The sequence below is a fragment of the Arthrobacter sp. Ms25 genome (assembly GCF_059090365.1).
Map to the genome: position 1 here is coordinate 243,444 of NZ_JBNHFP010000002.1, position 25,474 is coordinate 268,917.

The following is a 25,474-nucleotide window of genomic DNA, read 5'->3' on the forward strand; positions in this document are numbered from 1 at the left end:
GTGGCTTCCCCCACCCACGCGAAGGGAAAGTGTCACGGTTGTAGACGGATGGTGTCGTCTACCGAACGCCTCGGGCATACAGCCTTCGTGAATCCTCACGTGCACGCCGTCCCCCAAACACTAATGTCGTCAATAAATGCACTAAGCGTAAGGCATTTGCTGTGCCGTCTATGTTTAGGACGCGATCAGTCACCATTATGCGGTTTCGGTCGTCGACTCTTTCTGATGTTTCGGATAGGGCCGAAATTGTGAAGCCCTTTCACTGACGCAATACCGGATGGGGGAAATCGTTTTCGCCGCGGACCTTACACGGAACCGCCCGATTCGGCCCCCGCCCCCTCCGTCTGCAAGGATGCTGGTAAGCCTGCTGATAAAGGAGCCACCCATGCCTTCCCCCGCGCCCGCCACACAAGGACCCGCCGCCGCCTACGGGGTGCACTCCGAGGTCGGGAAACTGCGTAAGGTCCTGGTCTGCGCTCCGGGCCTGGCGCACGAACGGCTCACCCCCACCAACCGTGAAGACCTGCTCTTCGATGACGTGATGTGGGTGGAGAACGCCCAGCGCGACCACGCGGACTTCGTCACCCAGATGACCGACCGCGGCGTCGACGTCGTCGAACTGCACGACCTGCTCGGCTCCACCATGGACATCCCCGAAGCGCGGGCGTGGCTGCTGGACCGCAAGATCATCGCCAACCGGGTCGGCCTCGGCCTGGTCCCCGGCACGCGGGCGTTCCTGGATTCCCTGACCGGAGCGGAACTGGCACGCTACCTCATCGGCGGGCTCACGACGTCGGACGTTCCCGACGACTACCTCGGCGGCTACGTCGCCCTGGTCCGGGAATCCACCGGCCGCCCCGAGTACCTGCTGCCCCCGCTGCCCAACACCCTCTATACCCGGGACACCACCTGCTGGATCGGCGGCGGGCTGACCCTGAACCCGCTGTACTGGCCGGCCCGGCACGACGAGACCCTGCTGATGCAGGCCATCTACCGGTTCCACCCGGACTACACCGGCGCAAAAATCTGGTGGGGCGACGCGGAAAAGGACTGGAGCCAGGCCTATCTGGAGGGCGGCGACGTGATGCCCGTGGGCAACGGCACCGTGCTGCTCGGCATGGGGGAGCGGACCTCCCGGCAGGCCATCACCCAGCTCGCGCAGGCCCTGTTCGCCGACGAGGCCGCCGAGCGGATCGTCGTCGCCGGCATGCCCAAGCTGCGCGCCGCGATGCACCTGGACACGGTGTTCACCTTCGCGGACCGGGACCTTGCCACCATCCACCCGGCCATCGTGGACGGCATCCACCCCTTCACCATCCACCCCTCGGACAAGGCCCCCGGTCTGGAGGTCCGCGACCACCGGGACCGCCGCTTCGTGGACGTGGTCGCCGAAGCCATGCGCTACAAGCAGCTGCGCCTGGTGGAGACCGCCGGCGACTACCACGCCACCGAACGCCAGCAGTGGGACAGCGCGAACAACGCCGTCGCCCTGGAACCCGGCGTCGTGTTCACCTATGACCGCAACACCCAGACCAACGCCGCGCTGCGCAACGCCGGTGTCGAGGTCATCCCGATCGTCGGCGCCGAGCTGGGCCGCGGCCGCGGCGGCGGGCACTGCATGACCTGCCCGATCATCCGGGATCCGCTGGACTAACGACGACGACGAGTGGCGGCGTGCCGGACGCGGCAGCCGGCCGCCGATTCGGACCCCGCCGTCTCCCTCTGAGAGGATTGGAGTGAGCCGCTGACGGAGGAGCCTCCGCAGGAAGCGGTCCGTTCCTCCACAGATGTCTAAGCGGTGTTGCCTCACTGGCCGCTACATCCGATTGGAAAAAGAACCGTGTCTAATGCGCCTGCTTCAGGGGACAAAGCCCCAGCGGCCAAACTCTCGCTGTTGACCCTCACCACTGTGGTGATCGGGTCCATGGTCGGGGCGGGGGTGTTTTCCCTGCCCCAGCGCTTCGCCGAGGAAACCGGGGTGTGGGGTGCGCTGGTCGCCTGGCTGATTGCGGGTTCCGGCATGCTGATGCTGGCGTTCGTGTTCCAGCGGCTGTCCATGCGCAAACCAGGCCTTGATGCGGGGGTCTTCGCCTACGCCAAGGCCGGCTTCGGAAATTATGTGGGGTTCTTCTCCGCCGCGGGTTACTGGGCTAGTGCCTGTGTTGGAAACGTCACCTACTGGGTGCTCACCATGTCCACGCTGGGGGCCCTGTTTCCGCAGCTGGGCGCAGGGGACACCCTCCTCGCCGTCGTGCTGTCTTCGGCCGGGCTGTGGGGATTCTTCTTCCTGATCAGGCGCGGCATCAAGGAAGCCACGGCCATTAACCGGATAGTCACGATCGCCAAGGTGGTTCCCATCCTGGTCTTTGTGCTGTTTGCTGTCTTTCTGTTCGACCCCGCCGTCTTCGCGGGAAACCTTACCGGGGCGGACTATACGGGGCCCCTGTTCGATCAGGTCAGGGACACGATGCTGGTGACGGTGTTCGTGTTCCTGGGTGTTGAAGGTGCCAGCGTGTATTCGCGCCATGCCCGACGGCGGGAGGACGTTGGCCGGGCGACCATCCTCGGCTTCCTGAGCGTTTTTGCCATCTTTGCCTCGGTCACGATCGTCTCCTACGGGGTCCTGCCGATGGAACAGCTCGCCGAGCTGCGCCAACCGTCCATGGCAGGCGTCCTGGAAGCGGGGGTAGGGACTTGGGGGCTGGTGTTCGTCAGCGCAGGCCTGATCATCTCGGTGATGGGTGCTTACCTGGCCTGGAGCCTGATGTCAGCGGAGGTTCTGTACGTGGCCGCCAGGGAGAAGGACATGCCGCGGTTCCTGTCCCGGGTCAGTGCGGACGATGTCCCGGTCAACGCCCTGCTGCTGAGCACACTGCTCAGCCAGCTGGTCATGGTCATCACCTACTTCTCCGGGGACGCCTTCGACTTCGCACTGGACATGACCGCGGTCCTGACGTTGTTTTCCCTCCTTTTCGCGGCCCTCTACGCCTTGAAGCTCGGCTGGACCGGCGAAACGTATGAAGGAGCCCCGGGCCGCACCCGGCGGGGCGACCTGGCCATTGCCGTCATTGCCACCATTTACTCGGTGTTCCTGGTCTACGCCGCCGGACTGTCCCTGGTGCTGTTTTCGATGATCTTCTACGCCCCGGCCACCGTCCTGTTTGCGATCGCGCGCCGTGAACAAGGGCAGCGCGTCTTCCGGGGAGGGGAGTTTATTCTTTTCCTTATGACCTTGGCCGGAGCCGTCGCAGGCGTGCTCGCCCTGGCCCGGGGCTGGATAGAGCTCTGAGCTAGCGGACACGCGGGCTGGCCGCACCATGGGGGGAGAACGCCCAGCGCTCCCGCCGCGGCCGCGGGCACTGCATGACGTGCCGATCATCCGGGATTTCGTGGACTGACGACGACGGCGGCGGACAGGATCAGATGGTGTTGATCCATGCACCCCGGTCTGAGAAGAAAGAGAGCAACGGCTCGTAGAGGACGATATGCTCTCCGGTTTCCGCGGCAGCGTTGTCAAAGCAAACGTCGCCGGTTGCGGTGCCGCCCGGTGCGACCTGCCCGCCTGCCAAAATGTTGGGGCTCCCGGTCAGGCCGGCATTGTTGATGGTTCCTGAAGGTGCCTGAAGCTTCCAGTCGAGGGCATTGAAATCGATCGTTTCATCCGATCCGTTCTGGATGGTCGCCGTCGTGCACAGAGTGGGACCGAGGGTTGAATCGCCTGGGACCAACGTCGCTGAAGTGACGGTGATATCTCCCAAAACCAGCGGGTCGCCCGCTTGGCCGATCACGTCGCTGTCCTGCGCTCCCGGGAAGGTGGGCCCAGAGGTTTCGGTGGCGGTCGGGTCGGAGCTTTCGGTAGCAGTCGGGTCCGAGGTTGGATCCGGATCCGCGGTATTGTCCCCGCCGCCGCCCGACATCGTTGCGACGGTGATGATGACGATCAGGACAATGAGCGCCAGGGGCAGAATGAAACGCTTTTTCTTGTACCAAGGGCGGCGCGCCTTGGCATAGGCCTTGTCGGCTTTGGCCTGCGCACGCGCGTCGCGGGGGTCGCGGGGAGGTTGGTTTCGGGGATCAATCGGCTGGTTCTCTGACATTGTCGCTCCTCGCTGTCGAGCCGGTATCGGCCCAGCATGCCCTCGCTACGGCGGGCCTCCAGATACTTGTACGGAAACTCACAGACAGGAACGAAGATTGCTCACGATTGGTGTCATTTCCGCTAGAATGGGGCGGTTTGTTTCTCATAGTCGTCGTGCGAGATGCGCGGCATACGACGACGTCGACGGTCAGTCGCCCGCCGGCATCGGCTGCCTACAACGGTGACGGCAGCAGGCCCGCCCAGCGACGGGCGGGCCTGACGCGCTCCTCCTACTTTTCGCAGAACGCCGCATCCACGGCCTTCGTCACGGACTTGTAGTGCTCCAGCATCTGCTCCTCGCTGGCCGGCTGGTCGATGCCCCCGGGGAGGGAGGTCACTGCCACGGTGAAGGCGGTGCCGTCGGCGGTCACGCCGTTGCGGGTTTCGTAGCCGTGGATGTCTCCGCCGTGGCCCCAGATGTCGCCACCGCAGCTCAGCGGATAGCGTTCCAGGCCGAGCCCATACTCGGACCCCGGCCACAGGCCCTCCTCGTCGGAGGGCACCGTCTTCTGCATTTCGGCCAGTGACGCCTCGTTGAGCAACCGTCCGTCGAGCACCGCCTGGGTGAACTCATTGAGGTCGCTGGGGCTGGCGACGATCGCCCCTGCTGCCCAGGCCCAGGACGGATCCAATTCGGTGACGTCGAACCGTTTGCCATCGGTTTCCATGTGGTAGCCATTCGGATGCTCGCCCCGGATCTCCTGTTCACCCAGGTCCGGGAAATAGGTGTGCTCAAGCTGAAGGGGTTCGATGATGCGGTTCGTGATCTCCTCGCCCAGGGGACGCTCGGTCACCTTCTCGATGAGCAATCCCAGCACGATGTAGTTGGTGTTGGAGTATTCCCAGCGCTCTCCCGGGGCGAACAGTGCGGGGGAGGCCAGGGCCATGTCTGTCAGGTCGCGCGCCGACTTGTACGAGTGCTGGATCTTCTTGATATCGACGGCAAACTCATCCGTGTACTCCGGCAGCCCGCTGGTGTGCTGCAGCAACTGCCGGACGGTGATGTTCGCCCCGTCGATCCCTTCGCCGTGAACCAGACCGGGCAGGTACTTCTCGATGGGAGCGTCCAGCTCCACCGATCCCTCCTCCACGAGCTGGAGCACCGTGACGGCGGTGAACATTTTCGTGTTGCTGCCAATGCGCACCTCACCGTCCACCGGAACATCCTCGCCGGTTTCCACGTTGCCGACGCCGGACACATAGTCCTCATGGGTGCCGTCCGGATGCGTCAGGGAAGCCAGGGCTGCGGGAAAACCGCGGTCCACCAGGCCATCCAGCTGCGCCTGGACCACCGTGTCGCCCGCAGCAGGGGCAGTAGCAGTGGTGGCAGCGGCAGGCGCCGTGTCGCCGGCGACGGAGCCGATACCCCACCAGGCGCCGGCGCTGACCGTTCCGGCGGCCAGCAGGCCCGTCGCGGTGAAGGCCAGGGTGCGCTTGAGGGACGACGACGGCGGCATGGTTCCGTCCGATGTGGCCGCGGGTTCTGTTTCATGAGCCATGGTGATGTTCCTTCCGGATAAGGGGAGGGCACGTGGTGCTCGTTGTCCTCGGGATTGATAAGCACCAGCCTTCTCTTTCCCCGGATCCGGCACCCCGGCCCTGCGAACAGAAAGGAACCTGTTCCCGCGGATAGGGCGCCGCAAATGAATACGTCCGTACGCTGAAAAAATGCTTCAATCTACCTCAGCCGCCCTTCGGGAAAACAACGGACCGGACACCATCGAGGTGGATCAGAATGAAGCGATGTTAAAGGCCGCCGCCCGCCCCGGGAACTGGAACGCGCTGTGGAGTTTCGCGCCTATAGTGCTCATTGTTCTGCTGGCCATTGGTTATGTGTGGGGGGTCCTGGCCTTCGAACCCGAGTCGCTGACGGATCCCAGGGATTTCCTGCCGGTTTTCCTGATGCTGGCCCAGGCCGCGGTGCTGCCCGCGCGTTTCCGCATTCCGCTGGCGGTCCTCCTGGCGGTAATGGCGCTGGATGGCCTCACACTGGTGTTTTCCGTCGGCGAGGTGGGCACCGGCACCATTGCCGTGATGGTTGCCGTCTACGCCTACCTCCGTGCCGCGACCGGCCCACGGCGCTACCTTGTCACGGCAGCGCTTGCCGCGGCCGCCGTCGTCGTCACGTACTTCGCCGCGCGGGCAAGTGACGTGCTTCCGCCCGAGCTGGTGCCCGCATTTGCCCTGGGCCGTACAGCATTGGTCTTCGCCGTGGGTGCGGCCAGCGCGGAGATCATGGGCGGCAGGGCGCGGCTCCTGGAAGCCCTGCAGGAACGGGCGGAGGCGGCCGAACGCGAAAAGGAACGCCGGGCCGAGGAAGCCGTGATGCGCGAACGCACCCTCATGGCGCGGGAACTGCACGACGTCGCCGCTCACCATCTGACCGGCATCATCGTCAGCGCCCAGGCCGCGCACGCCCTGCGGACCTCCAATCCCGAAGAAGCCGGACATTACATGCGCCAGGTGCAGGCTGCGGCGAAAACAACGCTGGATAATCTCCGTTCGACGGTGGGACTCCTGCGCCCGAACGGTGCCGAAGGAGAGCTGGCTCCCGTTGCTTCCATGGAGAACCTCCCCGCGCTGGTGGCCGAAGCGTCACAAGCCGGCACCAATGTCCATTTTGAAGAGTCCGGCGAACCCCGTGAGCTCCGGCCGCTGGCAGGAATCGCGGCGTACCGGATGGTGCAGGAATCCCTCGCCAACGCCCTTCGCCACGCTCCCGGTGCCTCCCGCAGCGTCCGGGCGGACTACGGTCCGACGTCGGTGCGGCTCACGGTTTCCAATGACGCGCCGTCGGCCCCGCCGGGGCAGTTGGCCCGCACCGGGTACGGTTTGATCGGCATGGCCGAGCGTGCGGACCTGATCGGCGCCACCCTGCACACGGGACCCGACGACGGCGGCGGCTGGACCAATACCCTGGTGCTTCCCTATGAGGACGAGACATGACGATCACGGTAGCCATCGCCGATGACCAGGCCATTGTGCGTGCCGGACTCCGGGTGATCCTGGCAGCGGACTCCGGCATCGAGGTGGTCGGCGAGGCAGCCGACGGCGCCGAGGCGGTAACGCTGGTGCGGGAGCTGCGCCCGGATGTCATCTGCATGGACATCCGCATGCCCGGCCTCAACGGCATTGCCGCCACACAGACGATCACGGAAGATCCGCAGAACACCACGGGGGTGCTGATGCTGACCACCTTCGAACTCGACGACTATGTCTTCGGCGCCCTCGAAGCCGGCGCCTCCGGCTTCCTGCTGAAAGGAGCGGACGAGGACTCGCTGCTGGACGCCATCCGTTCCGTCGCCCGCGGCGACGGCACCCTGGACCAGCGCCTGACCCGCCGCGTGCTGATGGAATTTGCGAACCGGACGACGGCGCCGCGCAGCTCGCCGACGCCGCTGGTTGTGCCGCTGACCGCCCGGGAAACGGAAATCCTGACGCTCCTGTGCGAGGGACTTTCCACGCAGGAAATTAGTGAACGGCTGTTTGTGGAGTCCACCACGGTGAAGTATCACGTGGCGGGAATCCTGACGAAGACGGGCGCCCGCGATCGGATGCAGGCCGTGGTCTGGGCGTTCCGGAACGGCGTTGTGGCCGTACCCCGGTTTGGCGGCTGATCGGGGAGCGCCTCGACCGACCGCGCCGGAAACGTCTACGGAACCGCCGCAACAGCCAGGGCGGACCGAAGCCGGGCACCGATGAACTCGCGGGCGACGGCGGCATCATCAATCAATCCGGCCATGTAGACGAAGGGATGCACCTGGCCGCCGAAACGCACTGCGGTGGTGGGAACGCCGGCAGCCCGCAGCTGCCCGGCATAGGCCTCGCCTTCGTCGCGCAGCGGATCGCATTCACCGGTAATGACGGTGGCCGGGGCAACACCGGCGAGGTCGGGGTTCCGGGCGGGGGAGAGGCGGACGTCGTCCAAATCCGCCCCGGCCGCATACATGTCCACGAAATACTGCATGTCCCGCCGGGTCAGGAAATGCCCGTCCTCGAACGTTGCGTAGCTCTCCGTGGCGCCAACGCGCGCATCGGTCACCGGATAAATCAGCACCTGGTGCGCCAGCGGCGGGTTATGCCCGGCGAGCTGCTGGGCGGTGACCGCCGCAAGGTTACCGCCGGCGCTGTCCCCGGCAACCGCCACCCGATGAGGATCGATCGCCAGACCGGACTCACCCGAGAGCAGTGCAAGGGTGACAGCCTCGGCGTCGTCGGCCGCTGCGGGGAACACATGTTCCGGTGCCCTGCGGTAGTCCACACTGACAACGGTGGCGCCGGAATGCGCGGCGAGGGCGCGGGCCGTCGTGTCCGCGATCTCCAAATCACCCAGGACCCATCCGCCGCCGTGGAAGTACACGACGGCGCCGGGCACTGATCCGCTCGGGGCCTCCGGAACGTACACGCGCACCGGGACCGAGGCTATAGTCCGGTCCTGCACGGAGAACATCTCAGCTGCCGCGCCGGTCAGGGGCAGGGCATTCTCCAGATCGGAGCGGTTCTGCTCTGCGGTCTGGGTATCCAGCGGCGGGGCATCCTTCAAGAGGTCGAGAAAAGCCTGCGCCTGGGGATGAACCTGCATGTGCTGCTCCTGGGATTCGCGGATGGGACAAGCAATCTAGCACGATGTAAGCGGGTGGAGGCTGGCAGAAATAGGCATTGACGGCATGCAATCCGAAACCATTTCGAGGCTTTTCCAAGACTCGCATAAAGTAAGTTGATGACTCAGACGACATCTCCAAGAGTTCGCATCGGCACGGTCATCACAGTAATGGGGGCAATTGTCGCCTACCTGATCGGCTCCGGTTTCGCGACAGGCCAGGAAGCGCTGCAGTACTTTGCGTCCTTCGGGGCAGCCGGTGCAGCCGGCGCCCTGGTAATTACCTTTATTCTTTATTGCTACGTGACGGCGGTGGTCCTCCGCGACGGCCGCAACCTCCGGCTGAAATCCGGGAACCGGATTTTCGAGTATTACTGCGGAAAGTACATTGGCGGATTCTTCGGCATTTTCGCGCCCTTGTTCTTCTTTTGCATGTACGCGGTCATGCTCTCAGGAGCCGGTGCGGCCCTGAACGAGCACCTGGGCTGGAACGGGCAGGTGGGCATCTTCGCCATGGCCATCGCGGCACTGGTGACGGTGATGCTGGGACTCGACGGCCTGGTGTCCATCGTCTCCAAGCTGGGCCCGGTCATCGTTGCCCTGAGCCTGGTCATCGGCGTCATCGGCATCGTGAGGAACCCGCAGGGGATCGCCGAATCGGCGGACGTGCTCCCCACGATCGACGTCCTGCAGGCCGCGCCGAACTGGGCCGTCTCGGGCTTCATCTTCCCCGGACTGGGAATCCTCATGCTGGTTCCGTTCCTAGCCAGCCTGAGCCGGAAAGTCCGCAACGACCGGGAAGCAGTCACCGGCGGACTGGTCGGAGCCGTCACCTTCGTGGCGGCCGTCGCCGTCGTGGCGTTTGGCCTGCTGGCGAACATCGGCGACGTCTACGACAAGCAGATCCCCATGCTGTGGATCGCGGACCAGGTCTTCTCCGGCGCGGGCAGCATCTTCTCGGTGGTCCTGTTCGCCGGCATCTACACCACCGCCGTCCCACTGCTGTGGACCGCGGTTAACCGGGTCGAGCCGAATGACAAGAGCCGCCGGGCGAAGGTCCTGGCCGTCGTCGGCACGGTGATTGCGGTCCTGCTGGCGCAGGTGCCGTTCGCGGAGCTGGTCAACCTCCTGTACCCGGTCGCCGGCTATCTCGCGGTGATCCTGCTGGTCTGCATCGTGGTCCGGCACATCCGAAACGTCCGGAACCGCAGGCAGGGGACCGACGTCTACGCCGTCGGACTCGAACGCCTCCCCGAGGACACGGCAGCCGCGGCGGTCAAGTAATGCGGGGGAGGGGCCGGACGCTTCCGGCTCCGGTCTGTCCCGCGGCCCGACGACGACGGCGCGGCGGCGGGCGGGTGCCCCCGCCCCCGTAGAATCAACGGATGCCCGAAACCCTGCAGCCGCCCGCCTCCACCGCTCCGCCCGCCTCCGCCACCACGGCCTCCGCCCGGCTCGCGCGGATCGTGACCGAAGCCTCCGCGCCGACCGTCCTCGTGGGATTGTTCCTGCTGCTGCAGCCCCTGCTCACCCCGGGCGTGACCTGGCTGCAGGGCCTCACGGCAGCGGTGTTCACCGTGGGGCTGCCCTTCGCCGGGATCCTGGTGCTCAAGCGCCGCGGCCGGGTGAGCGACCACCACGTGGGCGTGCGCACCCAGCGGGCGCCGATCCTCGCCGCCTCCGCGGTGTCGATGGGCATCGGCGCGCTGCTCCTGGTCCTGCTGGACGCCCCGGCCGGACTGTTCGGCGACATCGGCGGCGTCTTCATCGGCCTGATGATCTGCCTGGCGGCGAACCTGGTGTGGAAGCTCTCGGTGCATTCCGCCGTCGCGGCCTACATCGGGCTGGCCCTGCTGGCACCGGTCCCGGCGGTCGGGGTCGCGCTGGCGCTGCTGCTGGCCTCCGCCACGGGCTGGTCGCGGGTGAAGCTCGGCGACCATACCCCCAGCCAGGTCCTGGCCGGACACATCGCCGGCTGCCTCACCTTCGCCGTGGCACTGCTGCTGCCCTCGTGACGGGTTCAGCGGACGTGAAGGTAACCGAACATCAGGCCGCCGCGCAGCTGGCGGCCCGCTGGTACTCCAGGATCCTCCCGCCGGCCCTGGTGCTGGCGGCACTCATCATTGCCGCCGGAATCGAGGCAGGGCTGGAACCGGCGGGCGTGCTCCTGCTGCTGGCCGGCGTCGTGGTGGTGCCCGGCGCGGTCTACAAGGGCACCAAGGGAATGTTCCGCCGCCGGGGCATCCCCGATAGCCGGCGCACCGCCCTGGTGGCCGCGCTGATGCTGGCTGCCGCCGTTGTCTGCTTCCTCCTGCCGGTGGCGCCGCCGGTGCCGGCCACGGTGGCCGGGCTGCTGCTCGGCAATGTGGGCCTGGTGTTCTTCCGGCGCTGGCTCAACGTTTCCGCGCACGTGTCCGTCCTGACCTTCGCCGTTCTCTGGGCAGCGGCCGCCTACGGCGCCGGGTGGGCGTGGCTGGTTATCCTGTCGCCGCTGATGATTCTCAGCCGTGTGGCCCTGCGGGAACACACCCCGCGGGAGGCCCTGTCCGGGGCGGCACTGGGGCTGGCGGCCTTCGGCTGTTTCCTCGCGCTGGAAGCCTGGGGCTGACGTGCGCTCAGGATGCGGGGCCGGCCGCCGTGGCCTCCGCAGACCGGGTTCGTGACTTCCGAAGCCCTGCAGCCCGCATCGCCCCGGCCGAGCTGACGGTGCAGGCCGCCGCAGCCACGGCGAAGGCCGGCCCGTAGCCGGAGGCCTCGATGGCGCCGCCGGTCACCGCCGACCCAAGCGCCTGCCCGAGGATGAGGCTGATAAAGAGCGCCGACGTGCCCGCGGCGCTGCTGCTCGCCGTCGCGGTCGCCCAGATGATGAGCACCGATGTCGCCGCGGTGTACGCGAGGCCGAACAGCGCAAACGCAGCGAAGCCGACGACGGCGCTGCCGGGCGCGAGCACGACGGCGCCGGTCGCGGCCCCGGTGGCCAGCACCGTGACCGGCCAGGTGAGCCGGATCGGGTGCCGGGCCAGCCAGGGGGCGGTCAGCACCGCCGCCGCACCGCCGGCCCCGAGGGCGATCCACGCGCCCGCAGACAGGGCGACGGGCATGCCGCCCTGCTCCTCGAGCAGGGTCCGGCCGTAGACCCAGATCGCAGCGCAGCCGATGCCGTAGACGAAGGCCGCAGCGAGCGGCACGGTCAGGGCGGCCAGGCCCAGTCCCCGGGACCGGCTTCGGCTGTGGGGGCCGCGGGGGCTGCCGCTGTGCGCACGGCGGCCGCTCGCGCCGTCGTCGTTCCCGTCGGCCGTGCTGCCGTCGTCGTCCTCGTCTTTCCCTCCGCCATCAGCTCCAGGTTCCGTGCCCGTTCCTCCGCGCCGGCGCGAGGCATCGGTCCGCAGCACACCGACCATTCCCGCCACCGCGATTCCGGCAATCAGCACCCACGCCAGCCGCCAGGAGGACCCGAGCGCCAGGGCCAGCAGCCCGGCCGCCACCACCCCGAAACCGGTGCCCGAATTCACCACCGACTGCCGCTTCGCCGCATGGAACGGCATGGTGTTGCGCTGCACCAGTTCCACCAGAGCGGGGGAGGCGAAGCCCGCGCCCATCCCGGCCAGCAGCACGGCCGCGGCGAAGAACCCCGTGGACGGCGCCGCAGCGATGCCCGCGGAGCCCGCCGCCGCCGTCGTGCCCGCCAGCACCGTCATCATCCGCGGATGCCGCGGCGCGTAGACAAACCCGAGTCCGGCCGAGACGCAGTAAATCACCGAGGCGCCGGAGGAGAGCAGCCCGCCCACGGCAGGGGTCAGCTCGAAGGAGGCGGAGAAGGCCGGCAGGAACAGGCCGTAGCCCAGCCGCGCCAGACCGTAGGTCGCGGCAATGAGGGTCACCGCGGCCACGGCGAAGAGCGGGCCGGCGGTCTGAACGGAAGGCTGTAACGGTCGTTTCATTGAAACGTACGTTATATGCTGGTCGCATGGTTGTACAACCCACCACGGCATCCCGTCCCAGCGCCCGGGACCGGCTGCTCGACGCCGCCGAAGAACTCGCCTTCACCCGCGGCGTCGCGGCGACGCCGGTGGACAGGATCCTGGAGCGGGCCAACGTTTCTCCGGCCACGCTGTATGCGCACTTCGGCAACAAGGAAGGGCTCATTGCGCAGGCGCTGCGCCGCCGACTCCAGTACTGGGACACAGCCTGGCAGCTCGAAATCGATGCCGCGGCCACCGACCGGGACCGGCTGCTGGCCGTCTTTCCGGCGCTGACCAGCTACCGGTCCGGCGGCTCGCCCGCACGCTGGTGCGCCTTCCTGGGGGTGGCGGCCGAAACCGTGGACCCGGGTCGGCAGCTCGCCGAGGCCCTGTCGCAGGACACACAGCTGCTCACCGAGCGTTTCCGGGAGCTCGCGGTGCCCGTGGTCGGCGCCGACCGTGCCGGGGCGGCGGCGGAGCACCTGCTCCTGGTCTTCACCGGAGTGCTGGGCATGCTGCTCCGCGGTGCGCGCCCGGAGGATGCGGCTGCGACCGGCCGGTCCACCGCGGAATTCGTCATCGACGGGTTCGGCCCGTCCCAGCTGGCGGAGTAGTTCCGGAAGGCTATGCGCCCGGTGGCGGCGTCCGCCTGCGGACCGGAGCTTCTCCCGGGCTGAGGTACCGGACATCGCGGCGGCCGTCGGTGAGGATCCGCAGGTCCTCCTCCAGGTTCCGGCGCAGCTCCATCAGTTCGAACTGGTAGTTCCCCGGGTCCTTGGCCACATCGCGCAGGTAGCGGTTGCCGGCGGCCGCCATCCGCATCAACACCGCGGTGGCAGGGGACCCGGGAACGAGGTACGCGAGGGTCTCCATCACGTTCTCGCGCAGGTCCTGCACGGCGGACCGGTGGCGGGCTTCCATGGGTCCGGCGGCGGAGGGCTGCGGATCGATGGGGGCCAGTGTCCGTTTCAGGTGCAGGTAGGTGACCAGCTCGTTGAGGGCCCGGGCTTCGTGCCGCCGGTCCAGGCTGCGCTTCGTTCCCCACCCCGTTCCGAAGCCGATCAGCACCCCGAGCGACGGCCACAGAATGTCCCAGATCCAATCCACGGCAACCTCCCGAGCATGTGCAGAAAGGCTACGGGGCCGGGGGAGCATCAGCCAGAGAGGTAGACGCCGGAGGTGGTCCCCGCGATCCTCCTGCCGGTCGCCGTCTACTCCTCCACGCGTGCTGTAGCCTATGGGTCGATGCGTTCGCATCCACATCCGATTGTCTCGTCCATGGGGGACCCTATGCCCGCTTTGCCCGCCCGCCGCACCGCGTCCACGATGACCCGCAGCACCGCCTCTTCCGCCCGTTCGCGGGTGCTCACCCTCGGCGCATTGGCGCTCAGCACCGTCGTCGTCCTCACCGGCTGCGGCGGCGACGACGCCGAACCCGCGGCCGCCACGCCGTCGCCGACCAAGACCACTGCGTCACCGACCCCGACGCCGACCGTCACGCAGATCGCCAACAAGGCCTGCACAACCGACGGCGCGACCCGAATGCAGGCGGCAACTGCCAGCTCCACGCCCACCCCATCGGTATCTACCACGGCCTCCCCGTCCCCGTCCCCGTCTTCGACGACTGCTTCTCCGTCCCCGACGCCGACGTCCCAGAGCGTCGTCTATGTCTGCACCGAGAACGACAATGGCCGGCTCATCTGGATGGATGAAGGCAGTTCCAAGAAGCTGACAGCTGAGCGCAAAGCAAAGGAAGAAAAAAGGGCAGCGGAAGAAGAAGCAGCGAAGCCCGCCGATCCGCCTCCCGCTCCCGTCCCCGAAGCGCCTGCCCCGGTTGCGCCTGCACCAGCTCCTCCTGCCCCGGCACCCGCGCCTCCGGCTCCCGCCCCAGTGGTCCCTGCACCGGCACCGCCCGCCCCTCCCGCCAGCGTTTACTACCCCAACTGCACCGCGGCTCGCAACGCCGGCGGCGCCCCGGTATATGCGGGCGGTCCCGGGTATGGCCCGCACCTGGACCGTGACGGCGACGGCGTCGGCTGCGAATAGTCCGCCCAGTTTCGGAAAGCAGTAGATGTTGCCCTTGGACCCGCCTAGCGTGGTTCCAAGGGCAACATCCGTTTAACGGGTCCGGCCATCGGATACCTGGCGGCGGTGTTGCCGCCAGAAGCCGGCCGGATCCCGCAGACCGGGGCGGCCGGACCGGCACCACCCTGCTGAGGCACCATGTCGCAAGGACCAACACCAGCAGCAGTTCCCGTCGATGCGTCCGTGCGTCAGCGAAGTCCCGGTCTCGGAAATCCCCGCTCCGCGTGGCTGGTTCTCGCGCTGGCCGCCGGATTGCTGTTTGCGGCGGCTCTGCTGGGCAGCCTCGGCATCATCGTCTGGCTGCTGGCCGTCGGGTTCCTGCTGGTGCTCACCGCCCTCTATGCCCTGGGGTTCCGGCGCCGCACCTGGGCGAACCTGGGCACCCTCGAGCAGCGGAAATTCGCCCTCTCCCTCGGCGCTGTCGTGCTCGTGGTCGGGATGGTGGCAGGCATTGTTTCCACCCCGAAGCCGGTCGGGAAGTCGCTGGCGGACGACGCTGCAGGTCTGCGGCCGAGGCCCGATCTTTTTGCGCTCCCAACGACGCCGACGACGCCGCCGCCCGGGTCCGTCCTCCGGCAGGACCGGCCGCCGGCGCAGGAGGAAGCAGCGGAGGCGAATAACAAACCCGGCCGCTATGCATTGCTTGGGGATACGTCCCCCTTGGATCCGGCGGTGGCATCCCTGGCCAACCAGCTCTGCCGGGTTCCGGGCGAAGCACGCACCCAGCTGCAGGCCGACTACCTCTGCACGCGCGCGGCGGACGGACGGCTCGTCTGGCTGGAGGAATCCGTGGCCGATCGGTTAGCGGAGGAACAGGCAGCGGCGGAGACGGCACGTTCCGCCGAAGAGGACCGGGAACGGCAGATTCAACGGGAGCAGCAGATGGCAGAGCAAAAGGCAGCAGAAGAACGCGCACGGATCGAGGAGCCCGGCGGGGCGCCCCAGTCCCCGAACCCGCCGGCCGACCGGCCGCCGCAGCCGACCGAACCCCCGACGGAGCCGCCGGACAAACCACCAACGGATCCTCCGACAGAACCACCAACGGGCCCGCCTACCCAGCCCCCGACACCGTCGCCCACGGAACCACCTACGGGTCCGCCGACCCGGCCGCCGAATCCGGACCCGACGACGCCGCCACCCACGCCCCCGGGACCGCCCGAACCGCCGGACCCGAGCCCGGAGCCCGATCTCCCGGTTCTTCCGCCGGATTTCCCGGGACCGCCGGCGCCGCCGGCACCGCAGCGCCCGTCCCCGCCGTCGTCGTCGTTCGCTCCGCCGTCGGTTGCCCCGGATGTGAAGGAGGTAGCCGTCGAAGCGGTGCCCGCCGCCCGCTAGGCATCCGTTACCGGAACGCGGACATCCCGGTGATGTGCTGGCCCAGGATGAGGGTGTGCACCTCGTCGGTGCCTTCGTAGGTCCGCACGGATTCGAGGTTGTTCGCGTGCCGCAGCGGTGAATAGTCCAGGGTGATGCCGTTGCCGCCCAGGATGGTCCGGGCCTCCCGGCAGATCGTGATGGCTTCGCGCACGTTGTTCAGCTTGCCCACGGAGATCTGCACCGGCTCCAGGGTCCCGGCGTCCTTGAGCCGCCCGGTATGGATGGCCAGCAGCACGCCCTTGGAAATCTCCAGCAGCATGTTCACCAGCTTCTCCTGGGTGATCTGGTAGGCGGCCAGCGGCTTGTCGAACTGCAGCCGTTCCAGGGAGTACTTCAACGCCTCCTCGTAGCTGTCCCGGGCAGCGCCCATGGAGCCCCAGAGGATCCCGTAGCGGGCCTCGTTCAGACAGGAGAACGGCCCGCGCAGCCCTTTCGCGCCGGGCAGCAGTGCCGTATCCGGCAGACGCACGTTCTCCAGGAAAACATCGCACTGGATCGAGGCGCGCATGGACAGTTTCGGTTCGATCGGCACGGCGGTAAAGCCCGGGGTGTCCGTAGGCACGAGGAAGCCGCGGACGCCGTCGTCGGTCTGTGCCCAGATGACGGCGACGTCGGCAATGGACGCCAGCCCGATCCACCGCTTGGCTCCGCTGAGGACCCAGCCCTCGCCGTCGCGCCGGGCAAAGGTGGTCATGCTCGACGGATCGGACCCGGCAGTGGGTTCGGTGAGCCCGAAGCAGCCGATCAGTTCCCCGCGAGCCATGCCCGGCAGGTAGCGGTTTTTCTGCTCCTCGGAGCCCCACTTATGGATTGCGGTCATGGCCAGCGAGCCTTGAACCGAGACGAAGGTGCGCAGGCCCGAATCTCCCGCCTCCAGCTCCATCGCGGCGATTCCGTATTCGACGGCGGAACGGCCGGGGCAGCCGTAGCCCTCCAGGTGCATGCCCAGCACCCCGAGCTCGCCCAATTCCCGGACAATCTCCACCGGGAAGACCGCATCCTCGTACCAGTCCTTGATGTTCGGGCGGATGCGCTCGTCCACGAAGGTCCGGACTTTGGTGCGCAGCGCCAGTTCCTCCTCGGACAGGAGCGCGTCCAGGCCCAGGACGTCCGACGCCGTGCGCAGGGTTTCGAGGTCCGGTGCGGCGGAGGCGGCGGGGGGAGTGGCGGGGATGCTCATCAGGTTCCTCCTGCGGCCGCAGCGCTGCGGCCGGAACGGGCGGTGGTGCCGGAAATCGGTGGCGTGTTGTCCAAGTCACATTACTCGTTCCGGGCGCAGTACCATTTCCAGCATGAGCGAGGCGTATCTGGTATCCGGTGTCCGCACCCCCGTCGGCCGCTACGGCGGCGCCCTCTCGAGCGTCCGCCCCGACGACCTCGCGGCCCTGGTGCTCACCGAGGCGGTCGCCCGCGCCGGCGTGAAACCGGCCGACGTCGACGAGGTACTGCTGGGCAACACCAACCAGGCCGGGGAAGACAACCGGAACGTGGCACGGATGGCGACCCTGCTCGCCGGGTTCCCCGACACCGTGCCGGCCATGACCGTGAACCGGCTCTGTGCCTCCGGCCTGAGCGCGATCATCACCGCCGCGCAGATGATCCGCTCCGGGGCGGCGGACATTGTGGTGGCCGGGGGAGTGGAGTCCATGTCCCGGGCGCCGTGGGTGCTGGCCAAGCCCGAGAAGGCCTTCGCCAAGCCGGGAGAGCTGGCCGATTCGGCCATCGGCGCCCGGTTCACCAACCCGAAGTTCTACGACATGCCCGGCACCACCTACTCGATGCCCGAAACCGCCGAGGAACTGGCCACGAGGGACGGGATTTCCCGTGAGGACTCCGACGCCTTCGCCCTGCGCTCGCATACCCGCGCCCTCGCTGCCATCGACGAGGGCCGGTTCACGGACGAGATCGTGCCGGTGGAAACAAAGAAGGGCGTGGTGAAAACGGACGAGGGTCCGCGCCGGGAAACCAGCATCGAGGCGCTCGCGAAGCTGCGGCCCATCGTGCGGCCCGACGGCGTGGTGACCGCCGGAAACTCCAGCTCGCTGAACGACGGCGCGTCCGCCGTCGTCGTCGCCAGCGCCGACGCCGTCCGCCGGCTGGGCCTGCACGCGCGTGCCCGGATTGTCGACGGCGCCTCGGCCGGGGTGGCCCCCGCCGTGATGGGGATCGGGCCGGTGCCGGCGACGCAGAAGGTGCTGGACCGGGCCGGCTGGTCGCTGGGTGACATCGAGGCCGTCGAACTGAACGAGGCGTTCGCCGCGCAGTCGCTGGCGTGCCTGCGGGCGCTGAACCTGGACGAGTCGATCGTGAACCACGACGGCGGCGCCATCGCCCTGGGGCATGCACTGGGGTCCTCGGGGTCCCGGCTGACGGTGACGATGCTCAACCGGATGGAGCGCGAGGGTGCTTCGAAGGGTCTGGTGACCATGTGCGTCGGGCTTGGCCAGGGCGTCTCGATGCTGCTGGAGCGGGTGTAGGACACACGCTGGCTTTCCCAGCGGGGTGGCGCTAGTCTGCCTCACCGGTGAGGACGTGGGGAATAGGGGAGCATGAACGTGAGACGGCGGGCTGCGGTTCTTGTGCCTACGTGCGTCCTGCTGCTGGTCCTGGCGGTAGTTGCGGTGTTGTACCCGCCGCTCTTCAACCCGATGATGCTTGCGATGCCGGTAGCGCTCATGGCCGGACTGTTTACCCTGCTGGTATTGGAGATCAGGGCGGGCCGGCGATGAGTCCGGAGCGTGCCCACAGGAAAATCCAGGAAATGCGAAACCCGGGAGCACCCAACTGGCGGTACCGGTTCTGGGGAAACCTCTTCGCCGCGGGCCGGGCCAGCCTGCCCGTGGCCGTTGAATTCCGGACAAGTGTCACGCCTTCGGGGACCAGTATCGCGGCTCGGGCCTTCGACACGTTCGGCTTCAGGATAGAAGGCCCGATGTATTTCGGAGCCGATGAAACCTTCGCGAACCGGCTGGAAGTCCTGCTGGGGAAAGTCGCCGCTGCGCTCCGGGTAAAACGCCCGAGGTAGGGGACCCTAGCCGTAAGGTTCAGGCCCGATTCTGTCGTGGGCCTTACCTGCCTTGCACACCCGCAATTTCTCCAAGATAGGCTGTGGCAAATAAATGGTGTCTAGATGGGGGAAGAACCATGCGGTTGTTCAGTACTAAACCGATTGTGGAAAAGAAGGAACAGTGGACTGCGGCCCAGCCGCCGCAGGCAGTCCTGGACGCGCTGGCGGCAGCGTTTGGTTCCCACGGGGAGGACGTCCGGCGGGAAAAGTTCCGGCTGGAGGTGCACCTGGGATCCAATGCGCTGTACCGGACGTATGGCAACATGACGGCTGAAGGCCGCGCGAACTTGCCGGTCGCTTTGACCTTCACCGTGTCCGAAACCCAAACCGAATCCGGGACCGGCACGGCCATCGAGGTGCATGCGTTCGACACTTTCGGTTTCCGGCTCGGCAGCGGAAAGTCCTTTGGTGTTCCGGAGACGTTCAACCGGCGGCTGGATGAATTCCTCAGCTACGCAGCGGGGGTGCTCGGTATGGACCGGCCGGTCACCGAGCCCGCCCCCGCCCCGCCTCGCATCAACATCTGAGAACTGACGGAGCCGAAGGTGCAGGCACTACCGGCAGGCGGGGTTACCCCCGGACCAGCTCCAGCATCCGGCGGACAATCTCTTCCCCGGCCAGCACGCCCCGCGCCCCGGTCACCTGCAGGTGCGGATCGAAGTAGCCGGCGTCGTCCAGTTCCCCGTGCGCGGGACGGAAGGCGACATCGGCGGCTTCCAGCATCGGCCGGTCCAGCAGGGAATCCCCGGCCGCAATGATCCGGTCCGCACCGACGCGGCGGGCCACCTCGGCCACGGCCTGCTGCTTGGTCACCGGCGTGGGCACGCAGTAAAGCTTGCGGCCCTGCAGCGACACCGTCCAGCCCCGCGCATCGCACCAGTCCTCCAGAGCCAGCAGGAACTCACCGGGCAGCGCTTCGCGGTCCACAATGGCGTAGGCAAACAGGTCTTCGGCGGTCCGCAGCTTCAGAATCCATTCAGAGAACTCGGGACGGCCCAGATACGTCTCAATCTCCGCCAGCGGAGCGCAGGCGGAGCCCACCGAGCCGCGCACGGACGCCTGCCAGTCGGCGTCGGGCTCACCGTGGTGCAGGATGACGCCGCCGTTGGTGGTGACCGCATACTCAGGCGTCGGCCCGGGCAGCCGGATCCGCCGGTACTGCGCGACCGTACGGGTGGTCACGGGCACGAACACGGACGCCTCCGCGGCCGCCACCAGCAACTCCTCGGCGGTGCGGGTCATGAAGGACAGCGGTTTTCCTTCGTAGACCTCGGCCACCACCATGGCCGGAGCCTGCGCGTCGGCGGTATCCAGGAACAGCGCATTGGCGGAGTAGATCAGGGTACGGTCCAGGTCGGAGGCGAGCATCGTCCTCACGCGTCGACCCCCTTAGCGGCAGCACCGGTACCGGCAGCAGCAACAGCCCGCCCGTCCGCGCCCACGGCACCGGCGGTGAACCGGGGATGGATCAGGCCCACGCAGCTGAACGGCAGGTCCGGCACCTCCTCCACCGGCACGCCGCGCTGTTCGGCCAGCAGCAGCACATGCGCCACGTCCTCCAGCGCCCCGGGGTGCACCAGCACCTTCCACGGCACCCGGCGCAGCAGCACTCGCGTGGTCTCGCCGACGCCGGGCTTCACCAGGTTTACGTTATGGATGCCGTACTCCTCGCTGAGGCGTTCCACCGCCTGCCAGCCCACCCAGGTGGGGGTCCGGTCCGCTGCGGCCAACGACGCCGCCGCAGCCTCAGCCTCGGGCCGCACCTGGTCGAAGTGCGACTCAATCGCGGTTAGGAAGTCCCGCGACACATCGGCACCGGCAAGGTGGGAGTAGAACTTCGCGCCGTGGAAATCGTGCGGGGCAATGAGGTCCTTGTTGAACACGGTCCGGGACACCAGCCCGGAGACGGTCGAGTTCAGGCAGGCCGACGGAATCAGGTAATCCTCGCGGGTGCCGAACAGCTCCACGGAGTGGCCGGGATCGGCCAGCACCGCGAGTTCGGACGAGAACCGGACCCCGTCGGTTGCTTCGAACCGATCCAGTGCGGCAGTCAGCTCGCGCGTGATGGCGCCCTTGCCGGTCCAGCCGTCCACGAACAGGATCCGCTCGGGTGAATACGTCCGCGCCAGATACCGCAGCGCCGTTTCGTCCATGCCCACGCCGCGCACGATGCTCATGGTGTAGTGCGGCAGGTCCAGCCCGTGCATCCGCTTTGCCCAGCGCCTCATCAGGATCCCGATCGGTGTACCGGCCCGCGCAAGCGAGACCAGCACCGGCTCCCGGTTCCGGGCGGCCAGCGCCAGTTCGGTCACGGTGCCGACGGCGGAGGCTACCCGCGGTGCGGAACGGCGCAGGGCTTCCTCGTACAGGTCCTGGTACTGGGCCGAGGGCAGGTACTCCATCGGCAGCGACTCGGCGTAGTTCGCCCCGCCGGACTGGATGGCGGCCTCCCGCTCGGCGGTCGGGGCCTCCAGCTTCGCATCGCGCAGGTCCTTAAGCAGCCAGGTCACATCCTCAGGCGCGTAGGAGCCGAACCCGGGTCCGGTCAACGGCACGGCCGCGGGAACCGCCTCGGGCACGTCAATGGGCTCGGCCCAGTCCCCGGGTGCCGGGATGTCTGCAGGCAGCAGCACCACGACGACGGCGCCGGTCACCGCGCGCAGCGCCTCGGTCACGCTGCCCGGGCCGGTGATGGCGGCAGGATCGGTGCCGGGTTCGGGCACGAGGACAATGCTGCCGAAGCTTCCTCGGCTGCCCGGTCCCACGTTGTACGCGTGGCGCGGGCCGGGGCCGTCTTCGGTGACGTCGTGGCTGTCGAAGTCCACGGCGCTGGCAATGGCGTAGTCCGGCCGGTCAATCGGCACGATGGGGGAGCGCGTGGTGGTGGAGAACCGGACGGCGGCATCCGGCAGCGCCTCGGCCAGGGCATTGGCGATGGTCAGGGGAACGTGGATGAACTCCTCGCAGCCCAGCACCAGCACGGGTGCAGGGACAGCACCGGCGAAGCCCGGACCCGCTGCCCCTCCGGGTCCGGCCAGTGCGGCCGCAACCTGCCCGGCTATGCAGGCCAGATCCTCGCCGCAGACGGCACCGGGCAGCGGCGCCGGCAGGCTGCCGAGGTATTCGGAGGAGACGCCGGCCGGGTTCCCGAACCGGTCGCTGCGCAGCCGGTGCGGAGCGGTGGTGAAGTCCACCATGCTCACGGTGCCCAGGGATTCCGGAGCGGGAGCGGCCGACGCCGGTGCGGGCAGCCCGCCGATCAGCTCCCGGGCCCGGTCCAGGATGTCCTCCCCAAGGTCGACACTGCCGGTCCCCAGCGCCACCACCTGGATGCTGCAGCCCAGCTCTTCCGCCAGGTCATCGAAGCGCGCCCGGTCGGCGTCGGACCGCAGGTCGATCAGCGATGCCACCACATACAGCGGATGCGGTGCCACAGCATGCAGTTCGGTGATGGTGTTGATGACCGTGGCGCCGGTGCTGAGCTCATCGTCCACCAGCACCACCGGCGCCGGCCTGTTCAGGGCCGAAGGGTCCACGGGCAGCAGCCGGTGCGAGGTGGCATGCGAATGCGCCTCCTCGAACGCGCCGTATGCCACGGCGCCTTCGGGGGCATGCCGGGTGGAGTGGATGTAGTAGGAGCCGAGCATGTCGGCGACCAGCCGGCCCAGCCCGGTGGCGGTCTCCGCGTAGCCGATGGTCAGGACGTCGGGGTGCGAGACGGGCAGGGCCCAGAGCCGTTCGCGGGCATACTGCAGCCGGGCGCGCGGTGACCGGGCGGCTCCGGGACCGGCGGCAGCGGAATCCGTTCCGCCTCCCGCGGTGCCGTCGGCGTCCTCGAGCACCGCCTGCAGTTCCCCCGCGACGCTGCGCAGCACAGAGCCGTCGACCGTGCTGCCCAGTGCCGCACCGGCCAGGGCGCCGAGCAGCTCACCGGCGGCCAGGACCAGGGCAGGTTCGGTGGGGACATGCTTGGCCAGCACCCGGGAAACGAGCAGGTGTGCCCGGCGGGGGTTGCGGCGCAGCGCCAGTCCCACCAGGTCCTCCACCGGCAGCAGCGCCGCGGGATCGGAAGTGATCCGCACTCCCAGGGCCTCGTGGACAAATCCGCCGGTCCAGGGGTGCTGCTTCAATTCATGCTCGCTTCCAGAAGATCTACGTAGGTGATGTCGGGGGCGGCGACGCCGAAGGCGGCGGCCCGGACGAGGGTGGAAGCTGCCCACGCCTGATGCGGTTTCATTTCGTTCATTTTGTTGCGGTACGGCGACGCCGCGGCGCCGCCTCCGGACGCACCGGAAATATGCAGGGCATCCAGGTACGCTTCGTGGCTGATCACGGACATGGCGTGGACCAGGGGCACGTGCGAGGGGTGGATGACGGTCTTGCCGAGCAATCCGTTGGCCTGGTCCAGTTCGATTTCCCGGATCAGGCCGTCCAGGTTCGCGGTCAGCAGCCGCTGGCGCAGGCCCAGTTCGTCGGCCTCGGCGAAGGGGGAGGCGCGCAGCATCGGACGCAGCAGCCGTTCACCCGAGCTGTAGTGTTCCCAGACCGGACCGCTGATGACAAAGCCGTCCGGCCGGCCGAGCATGTTGACGATGTCCCCGATCACCGCCGAGACCACCTTCACGTCATAAATGGTGAGGTCCCGGGAACGGCGCAGCCCGTAGGCGCTGGACATGTCCGTGGCGCCGATCCGCACCGCGAGGATGTCCGGCCGGTTGGCTTCGAGCACCTCGTAAATGCCGGCCAGGGTCTGCGTGCGGGTCTCTGCGTGGATCATCAGCGGCGACTCGAGGATCGGCATGATCCGCAGGGACCGGGATCCGGGGTCTGCCGCTAGGCGGGCAGCGTTCACCGTGTGCAGGACGTCGAGGAAACGCTGGGCGGCACCGGAGGTGTTCTCGAACTTCGGAATCACGAATCCGGTGAGGACGTCCAGGGCGCGCCCGCTGCGCCTGGCCAGGTCCAGCATCTGCTCGGGTGTGCGGACCCGGAGGAAGAGCATCAGGTCCTCGTAGCCGGCAGCCCCGGGCGTGCCGGCGTCGTGCAGTTCGGTGAGGGCTTCGACGACGTTGGCTTCGGCGGCCGGAACCTCTGCGTCGGCAATGGAATCCTCGAGGCAGATCACCATGCTGACGGCGCCGCGGGCGGCCTGTTTGCGGATGTCCTTGACCAGGTCCGGCCGGGTGGCGGGGCAATAGAGCGTGGCCCCGAGGGCTGTCGCCAGCAGTCCGGCATCGGATTCGAGGGTCAGTTCCTGCGGCGGAAGGTGGAACAGGCGGGCGGTTTCCGGCTCGCTGAGGTAGGAGAAATGCCGCATGGCGTTACCGCCCCTGGTACGGGAGGCGGGTGGTCATGGTGAACCCGAAGGCCTCCCAGATGGCCTTGAACTCCATGCCGTACGGGATTTCTTCGGCGCGCAGCTCCAGGACATCGCCGATGCGGATCACCGAGAGCACGTAGAAGCTGCGCTGGCCCGCCTGCGCGGGGATGGTGATGGACCTGCCGTTGTAGAGCCCCACGCTCATGGGCTGCTTCGGCTTCGGGAAGAACAGCGCACGCCGCAGTTTCCGGACGTGGCGCAGCGGGATCAGGGCCAGCTCATCCTCGTAGCCGACCAGTGGACGGTTGCCAGGGGTGGAGACCAGGACACCCTCCAGGTCTTCGGGCCGGAACTCTCCGGCGGAAACGGAGCCGGTACTGAATCCCGGTCCTTCCCACACGGCACGCACGGTTCCGGCCACCACCAGGCTGCCCACGGCCGACTCCATCGGGGTCAGGCGCACTACCGGGTTCTGCCGGTCCAGGCTGCGCAGGTCGCCCATTCCCGGTGCCGGGAACAGCCTGCTGTGCAGGGGCTCGACGCGGACCGGTTCCGGCGTGCCCGAGGGCGACGCCGGGCGCAGCGCCGAGGCTCCGGCGCTGCGGCTGCTCGCCGCCTCGGCGTTGGGGGACAGGCCCAGCGAAAGTGACGGGGAGACCGACGGCGCGGCCTCCTGCCGGGGCGGCGGGGACAGTGACAGGGACCCCGGTGCCGGGGATGCAGGACGGGCAGCCGGGGCAGGTGTCGCCCGGGGCGCCGGAGCGCTGGGCGTCAGGCGCGGGGCCGTCGTCGTTCCCTGCGCGGCAGCCGGGGGTGCGGCCGGGGCGGCTGCCGGGGGTGCGGCCGGCGCCTGCGCCCGCGGCTTGACCCGGCGGGTCAGGAAGGGAAGGTCGGTGCGCACGGCCGACGAGCGGTTGACGGCCAT

At 68.0% G+C, this 25,474-nt stretch carries 24 protein-coding genes; 14 read left to right on the plus strand and 10 right to left on the minus strand.

All coding sequences use genetic code 11. From position 1 onward, the window contains the following. Positions 1 to 385 precede the first annotated feature (385 nt). On the plus strand, positions 386 to 1,654 hold the full coding sequence (locus tag AC5RT8_RS05660; protein WP_494094733.1) for an arginine deiminase: 1,269 nt from the start codon (positions 386 to 388) through the stop codon (positions 1,652 to 1,654). A gap of 186 nt (positions 1,655 to 1,840) precedes the next feature. Then, on the plus strand, positions 1,841 to 3,289 hold the full coding sequence (locus AC5RT8_RS05665) for a basic amino acid/polyamine antiporter (protein ID WP_494094734.1): 1,449 nt from the start codon (positions 1,841 to 1,843) through the stop codon (positions 3,287 to 3,289). A gap of 130 nt (positions 3,290 to 3,419) precedes the next feature. Here the strand turns inward: AC5RT8_RS05665 and AC5RT8_RS05670 are convergent, their stop codons facing one another. Together AC5RT8_RS05670 and AC5RT8_RS05675 are read right to left on the minus strand one after the other, a co-directional pair. Continuing rightward, positions 3,420 to 4,097, minus strand: coding sequence for a DUF4352 domain-containing protein (locus AC5RT8_RS05670; protein WP_494094735.1), 678 nt, complete (start codon positions 4,095 to 4,097; stop codon positions 3,420 to 3,422). Between the two features lie 271 nt (positions 4,098 to 4,368). Beyond that, on the minus strand, positions 4,369 to 5,637 hold the full coding sequence (locus tag AC5RT8_RS05675) for a serine hydrolase domain-containing protein (RefSeq protein WP_494094736.1): 1,269 nt from the start codon (positions 5,635 to 5,637) through the stop codon (positions 4,369 to 4,371). Between the two features lie 169 nt (positions 5,638 to 5,806). Between AC5RT8_RS05675 and AC5RT8_RS05680 the strand changes: the two genes are divergently transcribed. After that, positions 5,807 to 7,084, plus strand: coding sequence for a sensor histidine kinase (locus AC5RT8_RS05680; RefSeq protein WP_494094737.1), 1,278 nt, complete (start codon positions 5,807 to 5,809; stop codon positions 7,082 to 7,084). After that, entirely contained in the window at positions 7,081 to 7,755 is a 675-nt protein-coding gene (locus tag AC5RT8_RS05685; protein WP_494094738.1) for a response regulator transcription factor, read from the plus strand. Before AC5RT8_RS05680 ends, AC5RT8_RS05685 begins: the two co-directional genes overlap by 4 nt. A gap of 35 nt (positions 7,756 to 7,790) precedes the next feature. Here AC5RT8_RS05685 and AC5RT8_RS05690 read toward each other — a convergent pair whose 3' ends face one another. Further along, positions 7,791 to 8,720 carry an alpha/beta hydrolase gene (locus tag AC5RT8_RS05690; protein WP_494094739.1) on the minus strand — a complete coding sequence of 310 codons (930 nt, stop codon included), beginning with the start codon at positions 8,718 to 8,720 and terminating at the stop codon, positions 7,791 to 7,793. Positions 8,721 to 8,858: 138 nt separating this feature from the next. Between AC5RT8_RS05690 and AC5RT8_RS05695 the strand changes: the two genes are divergently transcribed. From AC5RT8_RS05695 to AC5RT8_RS05705, 3 genes are all read left to right on the plus strand, one after another. After that, complete coding sequence (locus AC5RT8_RS05695; RefSeq protein ID WP_494094740.1) at positions 8,859 to 10,022, plus strand: YkvI family membrane protein; 1,164 nt, start codon at positions 8,859 to 8,861, stop codon at positions 10,020 to 10,022. Positions 10,023 to 10,123: 101 nt separating this feature from the next. After that, complete coding sequence (locus AC5RT8_RS05700; RefSeq protein WP_494094741.1) at positions 10,124 to 10,753, plus strand: phosphatase PAP2 family protein; 630 nt, start codon at positions 10,124 to 10,126, stop codon at positions 10,751 to 10,753. Between the two features lie 14 nt (positions 10,754 to 10,767). Further along, on the plus strand, positions 10,768 to 11,346 hold the full coding sequence (locus AC5RT8_RS05705; protein ID WP_494094742.1) for a hypothetical protein: 579 nt from the start codon (positions 10,768 to 10,770) through the stop codon (positions 11,344 to 11,346). Positions 11,347 to 11,353: 7 nt separating this feature from the next. On the opposite strand, the gene AC5RT8_RS05710 is transcribed toward AC5RT8_RS05705, so the two are convergent. After that, the gene (locus AC5RT8_RS05710) at positions 11,354 to 12,679 is read right to left on the minus strand and encodes an MFS transporter (protein ID WP_494094743.1); all 1,326 of its coding nucleotides are present in this window, start codon (positions 12,677 to 12,679) and stop codon (positions 11,354 to 11,356) included. A gap of 26 nt (positions 12,680 to 12,705) precedes the next feature. On the opposite strand from AC5RT8_RS05710, the gene AC5RT8_RS05715 reads away from it, so the two are divergent. Further along, entirely contained in the window at positions 12,706 to 13,314 is a 609-nt protein-coding gene (locus AC5RT8_RS05715; protein WP_494094744.1) for a TetR/AcrR family transcriptional regulator, read from the plus strand. 10 nt (positions 13,315 to 13,324) lie between these two features. Here AC5RT8_RS05715 and AC5RT8_RS05720 read toward each other — a convergent pair whose 3' ends face one another. After that, a complete protein-coding gene (locus tag AC5RT8_RS05720; protein WP_494094745.1) occupies positions 13,325 to 13,807 on the minus strand; it encodes a hypothetical protein in 483 nt (160 codons plus the stop codon). 183 nt (positions 13,808 to 13,990) lie between these two features. Here AC5RT8_RS05720 and AC5RT8_RS05725 point away from each other — a divergent pair, with 183 nt between their 5' ends. Next, on the plus strand, positions 13,991 to 14,746 hold the full coding sequence (locus AC5RT8_RS05725; RefSeq protein WP_494094746.1) for an excalibur calcium-binding domain-containing protein: 756 nt from the start codon (positions 13,991 to 13,993) through the stop codon (positions 14,744 to 14,746). Between the two features lie 177 nt (positions 14,747 to 14,923). Further along, the gene (locus AC5RT8_RS05730) at positions 14,924 to 16,120 is read left to right on the plus strand and encodes a hypothetical protein (protein WP_494094747.1); all 1,197 of its coding nucleotides are present in this window, start codon (positions 14,924 to 14,926) and stop codon (positions 16,118 to 16,120) included. A 7-nt stretch (positions 16,121 to 16,127) separates the two neighbouring features. On the opposite strand, the gene AC5RT8_RS05735 is transcribed toward AC5RT8_RS05730, so the two are convergent. Further along, a complete protein-coding gene (locus AC5RT8_RS05735) occupies positions 16,128 to 17,342 on the minus strand; it encodes an acyl-CoA dehydrogenase family protein (protein WP_494094748.1) in 1,215 nt (404 codons plus the stop codon). Positions 17,343 to 17,454: 112 nt separating this feature from the next. On the opposite strand from AC5RT8_RS05735, the gene AC5RT8_RS05740 reads away from it, so the two are divergent. The 4 genes from AC5RT8_RS05740 (at position 17,455) to AC5RT8_RS05755 (ending at position 19,756) form a co-directional block, all read left to right on the plus strand. Then, complete coding sequence (locus AC5RT8_RS05740) at positions 17,455 to 18,639, plus strand: thiolase family protein (protein WP_494094749.1); 1,185 nt, start codon at positions 17,455 to 17,457, stop codon at positions 18,637 to 18,639. Positions 18,640 to 18,711: 72 nt separating this feature from the next. Next, on the plus strand, positions 18,712 to 18,891 hold the full coding sequence (locus AC5RT8_RS05745) for a hypothetical protein (RefSeq protein ID WP_494094750.1): 180 nt from the start codon (positions 18,712 to 18,714) through the stop codon (positions 18,889 to 18,891). 32 nt (positions 18,892 to 18,923) lie between these two features. Further along, positions 18,924 to 19,187 carry a hypothetical protein gene (locus tag AC5RT8_RS05750; RefSeq protein WP_494094751.1) on the plus strand — a complete coding sequence of 88 codons (264 nt, stop codon included), beginning with the start codon at positions 18,924 to 18,926 and terminating at the stop codon, positions 19,185 to 19,187. A gap of 146 nt (positions 19,188 to 19,333) precedes the next feature. Next, positions 19,334 to 19,756 (plus strand): hypothetical protein, encoded by a 423-nt coding sequence (locus tag AC5RT8_RS05755; protein ID WP_494094752.1) that lies wholly within the window; start codon positions 19,334 to 19,336, stop codon positions 19,754 to 19,756. Between the two features lie 43 nt (positions 19,757 to 19,799). On the opposite strand, the gene AC5RT8_RS05760 is transcribed toward AC5RT8_RS05755, so the two are convergent. The 4 genes from AC5RT8_RS05760 to AC5RT8_RS05775 are packed head-to-tail and all read right to left on the minus strand — an operon-like array spanning position 19,800 to position 25,474. Continuing rightward, positions 19,800 to 20,606: an HAD family hydrolase gene (locus tag AC5RT8_RS05760; protein ID WP_494094753.1), complete on the minus strand. Its 807-nt coding sequence runs from the start codon at positions 20,604 to 20,606 to the stop codon at positions 19,800 to 19,802. Beyond that, entirely contained in the window at positions 20,603 to 23,359 is a 2,757-nt protein-coding gene (locus tag AC5RT8_RS05765; RefSeq protein WP_494094754.1) for a phosphoribosyltransferase domain-containing protein, read from the minus strand. Before AC5RT8_RS05765 ends, AC5RT8_RS05760 begins: the two co-directional genes overlap by 4 nt. Beyond that, positions 23,356 to 24,546 (minus strand): HpcH/HpaI aldolase/citrate lyase family protein, encoded by a 1,191-nt coding sequence (locus tag AC5RT8_RS05770; protein ID WP_494094755.1) that lies wholly within the window; start codon positions 24,544 to 24,546, stop codon positions 23,356 to 23,358. Before AC5RT8_RS05770 ends, AC5RT8_RS05765 begins: the two co-directional genes overlap by 4 nt. 4 nt (positions 24,547 to 24,550) lie before the next feature. Beyond that, positions 24,551 to 25,474 carry a hypothetical protein gene (locus AC5RT8_RS05775; protein ID WP_494094756.1) on the minus strand — a complete coding sequence of 308 codons (924 nt, stop codon included), beginning with the start codon at positions 25,472 to 25,474 and terminating at the stop codon, positions 24,551 to 24,553.

Excerpts from the sequence above, each read along its gene's own strand:
- AC5RT8_RS05660 (WP_494094733.1), top strand. The coding sequence starts at position 386 with ATGCCTTCCCCCGCGCCCGCCACACAAGGACCCGCCGCCGCCTACGGG.
- AC5RT8_RS05670 (WP_494094735.1), bottom strand. The coding sequence starts at position 4,097 with ATGTCAGAGAACCAGCCGATTGATCCCCGAAACCAACCTCCCCGCGAC.
- AC5RT8_RS05675 (WP_494094736.1), bottom strand. The coding sequence starts at position 5,637 with ATGGCTCATGAAACAGAACCCGCGGCCACATCGGACGGAACCATGCCG.
- AC5RT8_RS05680 (WP_494094737.1), top strand. The coding sequence starts at position 5,807 with ATGCTTCAATCTACCTCAGCCGCCCTTCGGGAAAACAACGGACCGGAC.
- AC5RT8_RS05685 (WP_494094738.1), top strand. The coding sequence starts at position 7,081 with ATGACGATCACGGTAGCCATCGCCGATGACCAGGCCATTGTGCGTGCC.
- AC5RT8_RS05690 (WP_494094739.1), bottom strand. The coding sequence starts at position 8,720 with ATGCAGGTTCATCCCCAGGCGCAGGCTTTTCTCGACCTCTTGAAGGAT.
- AC5RT8_RS05695 (WP_494094740.1), top strand. The coding sequence starts at position 8,859 with ATGACTCAGACGACATCTCCAAGAGTTCGCATCGGCACGGTCATCACA.
- AC5RT8_RS05700 (WP_494094741.1), top strand. The coding sequence starts at position 10,124 with ATGCCCGAAACCCTGCAGCCGCCCGCCTCCACCGCTCCGCCCGCCTCC.
- AC5RT8_RS05710 (WP_494094743.1), bottom strand. The coding sequence starts at position 12,679 with ATGAAACGACCGTTACAGCCTTCCGTTCAGACCGCCGGCCCGCTCTTC.
- AC5RT8_RS05715 (WP_494094744.1), top strand. The coding sequence starts at position 12,706 with ATGGTTGTACAACCCACCACGGCATCCCGTCCCAGCGCCCGGGACCGG.
- AC5RT8_RS05725 (WP_494094746.1), top strand. The coding sequence starts at position 13,991 with ATGCCCGCTTTGCCCGCCCGCCGCACCGCGTCCACGATGACCCGCAGC.
- AC5RT8_RS05730 (WP_494094747.1), top strand. The coding sequence starts at position 14,924 with ATGTCGCAAGGACCAACACCAGCAGCAGTTCCCGTCGATGCGTCCGTG.
- AC5RT8_RS05735 (WP_494094748.1), bottom strand. The coding sequence starts at position 17,342 with ATGAGCATCCCCGCCACTCCCCCCGCCGCCTCCGCCGCACCGGACCTC.
- AC5RT8_RS05740 (WP_494094749.1), top strand. The coding sequence starts at position 17,455 with ATGAGCGAGGCGTATCTGGTATCCGGTGTCCGCACCCCCGTCGGCCGC.
- AC5RT8_RS05745 (WP_494094750.1), top strand. The coding sequence starts at position 18,712 with ATGAACGTGAGACGGCGGGCTGCGGTTCTTGTGCCTACGTGCGTCCTG.
- AC5RT8_RS05750 (WP_494094751.1), top strand. The coding sequence starts at position 18,924 with ATGCGAAACCCGGGAGCACCCAACTGGCGGTACCGGTTCTGGGGAAAC.
- AC5RT8_RS05770 (WP_494094755.1), bottom strand. The coding sequence starts at position 24,546 with ATGCGGCATTTCTCCTACCTCAGCGAGCCGGAAACCGCCCGCCTGTTC.
- AC5RT8_RS05775 (WP_494094756.1), bottom strand. The coding sequence starts at position 25,474 with ATGGCCGTCAACCGCTCGTCGGCCGTGCGCACCGACCTTCCCTTCCTG.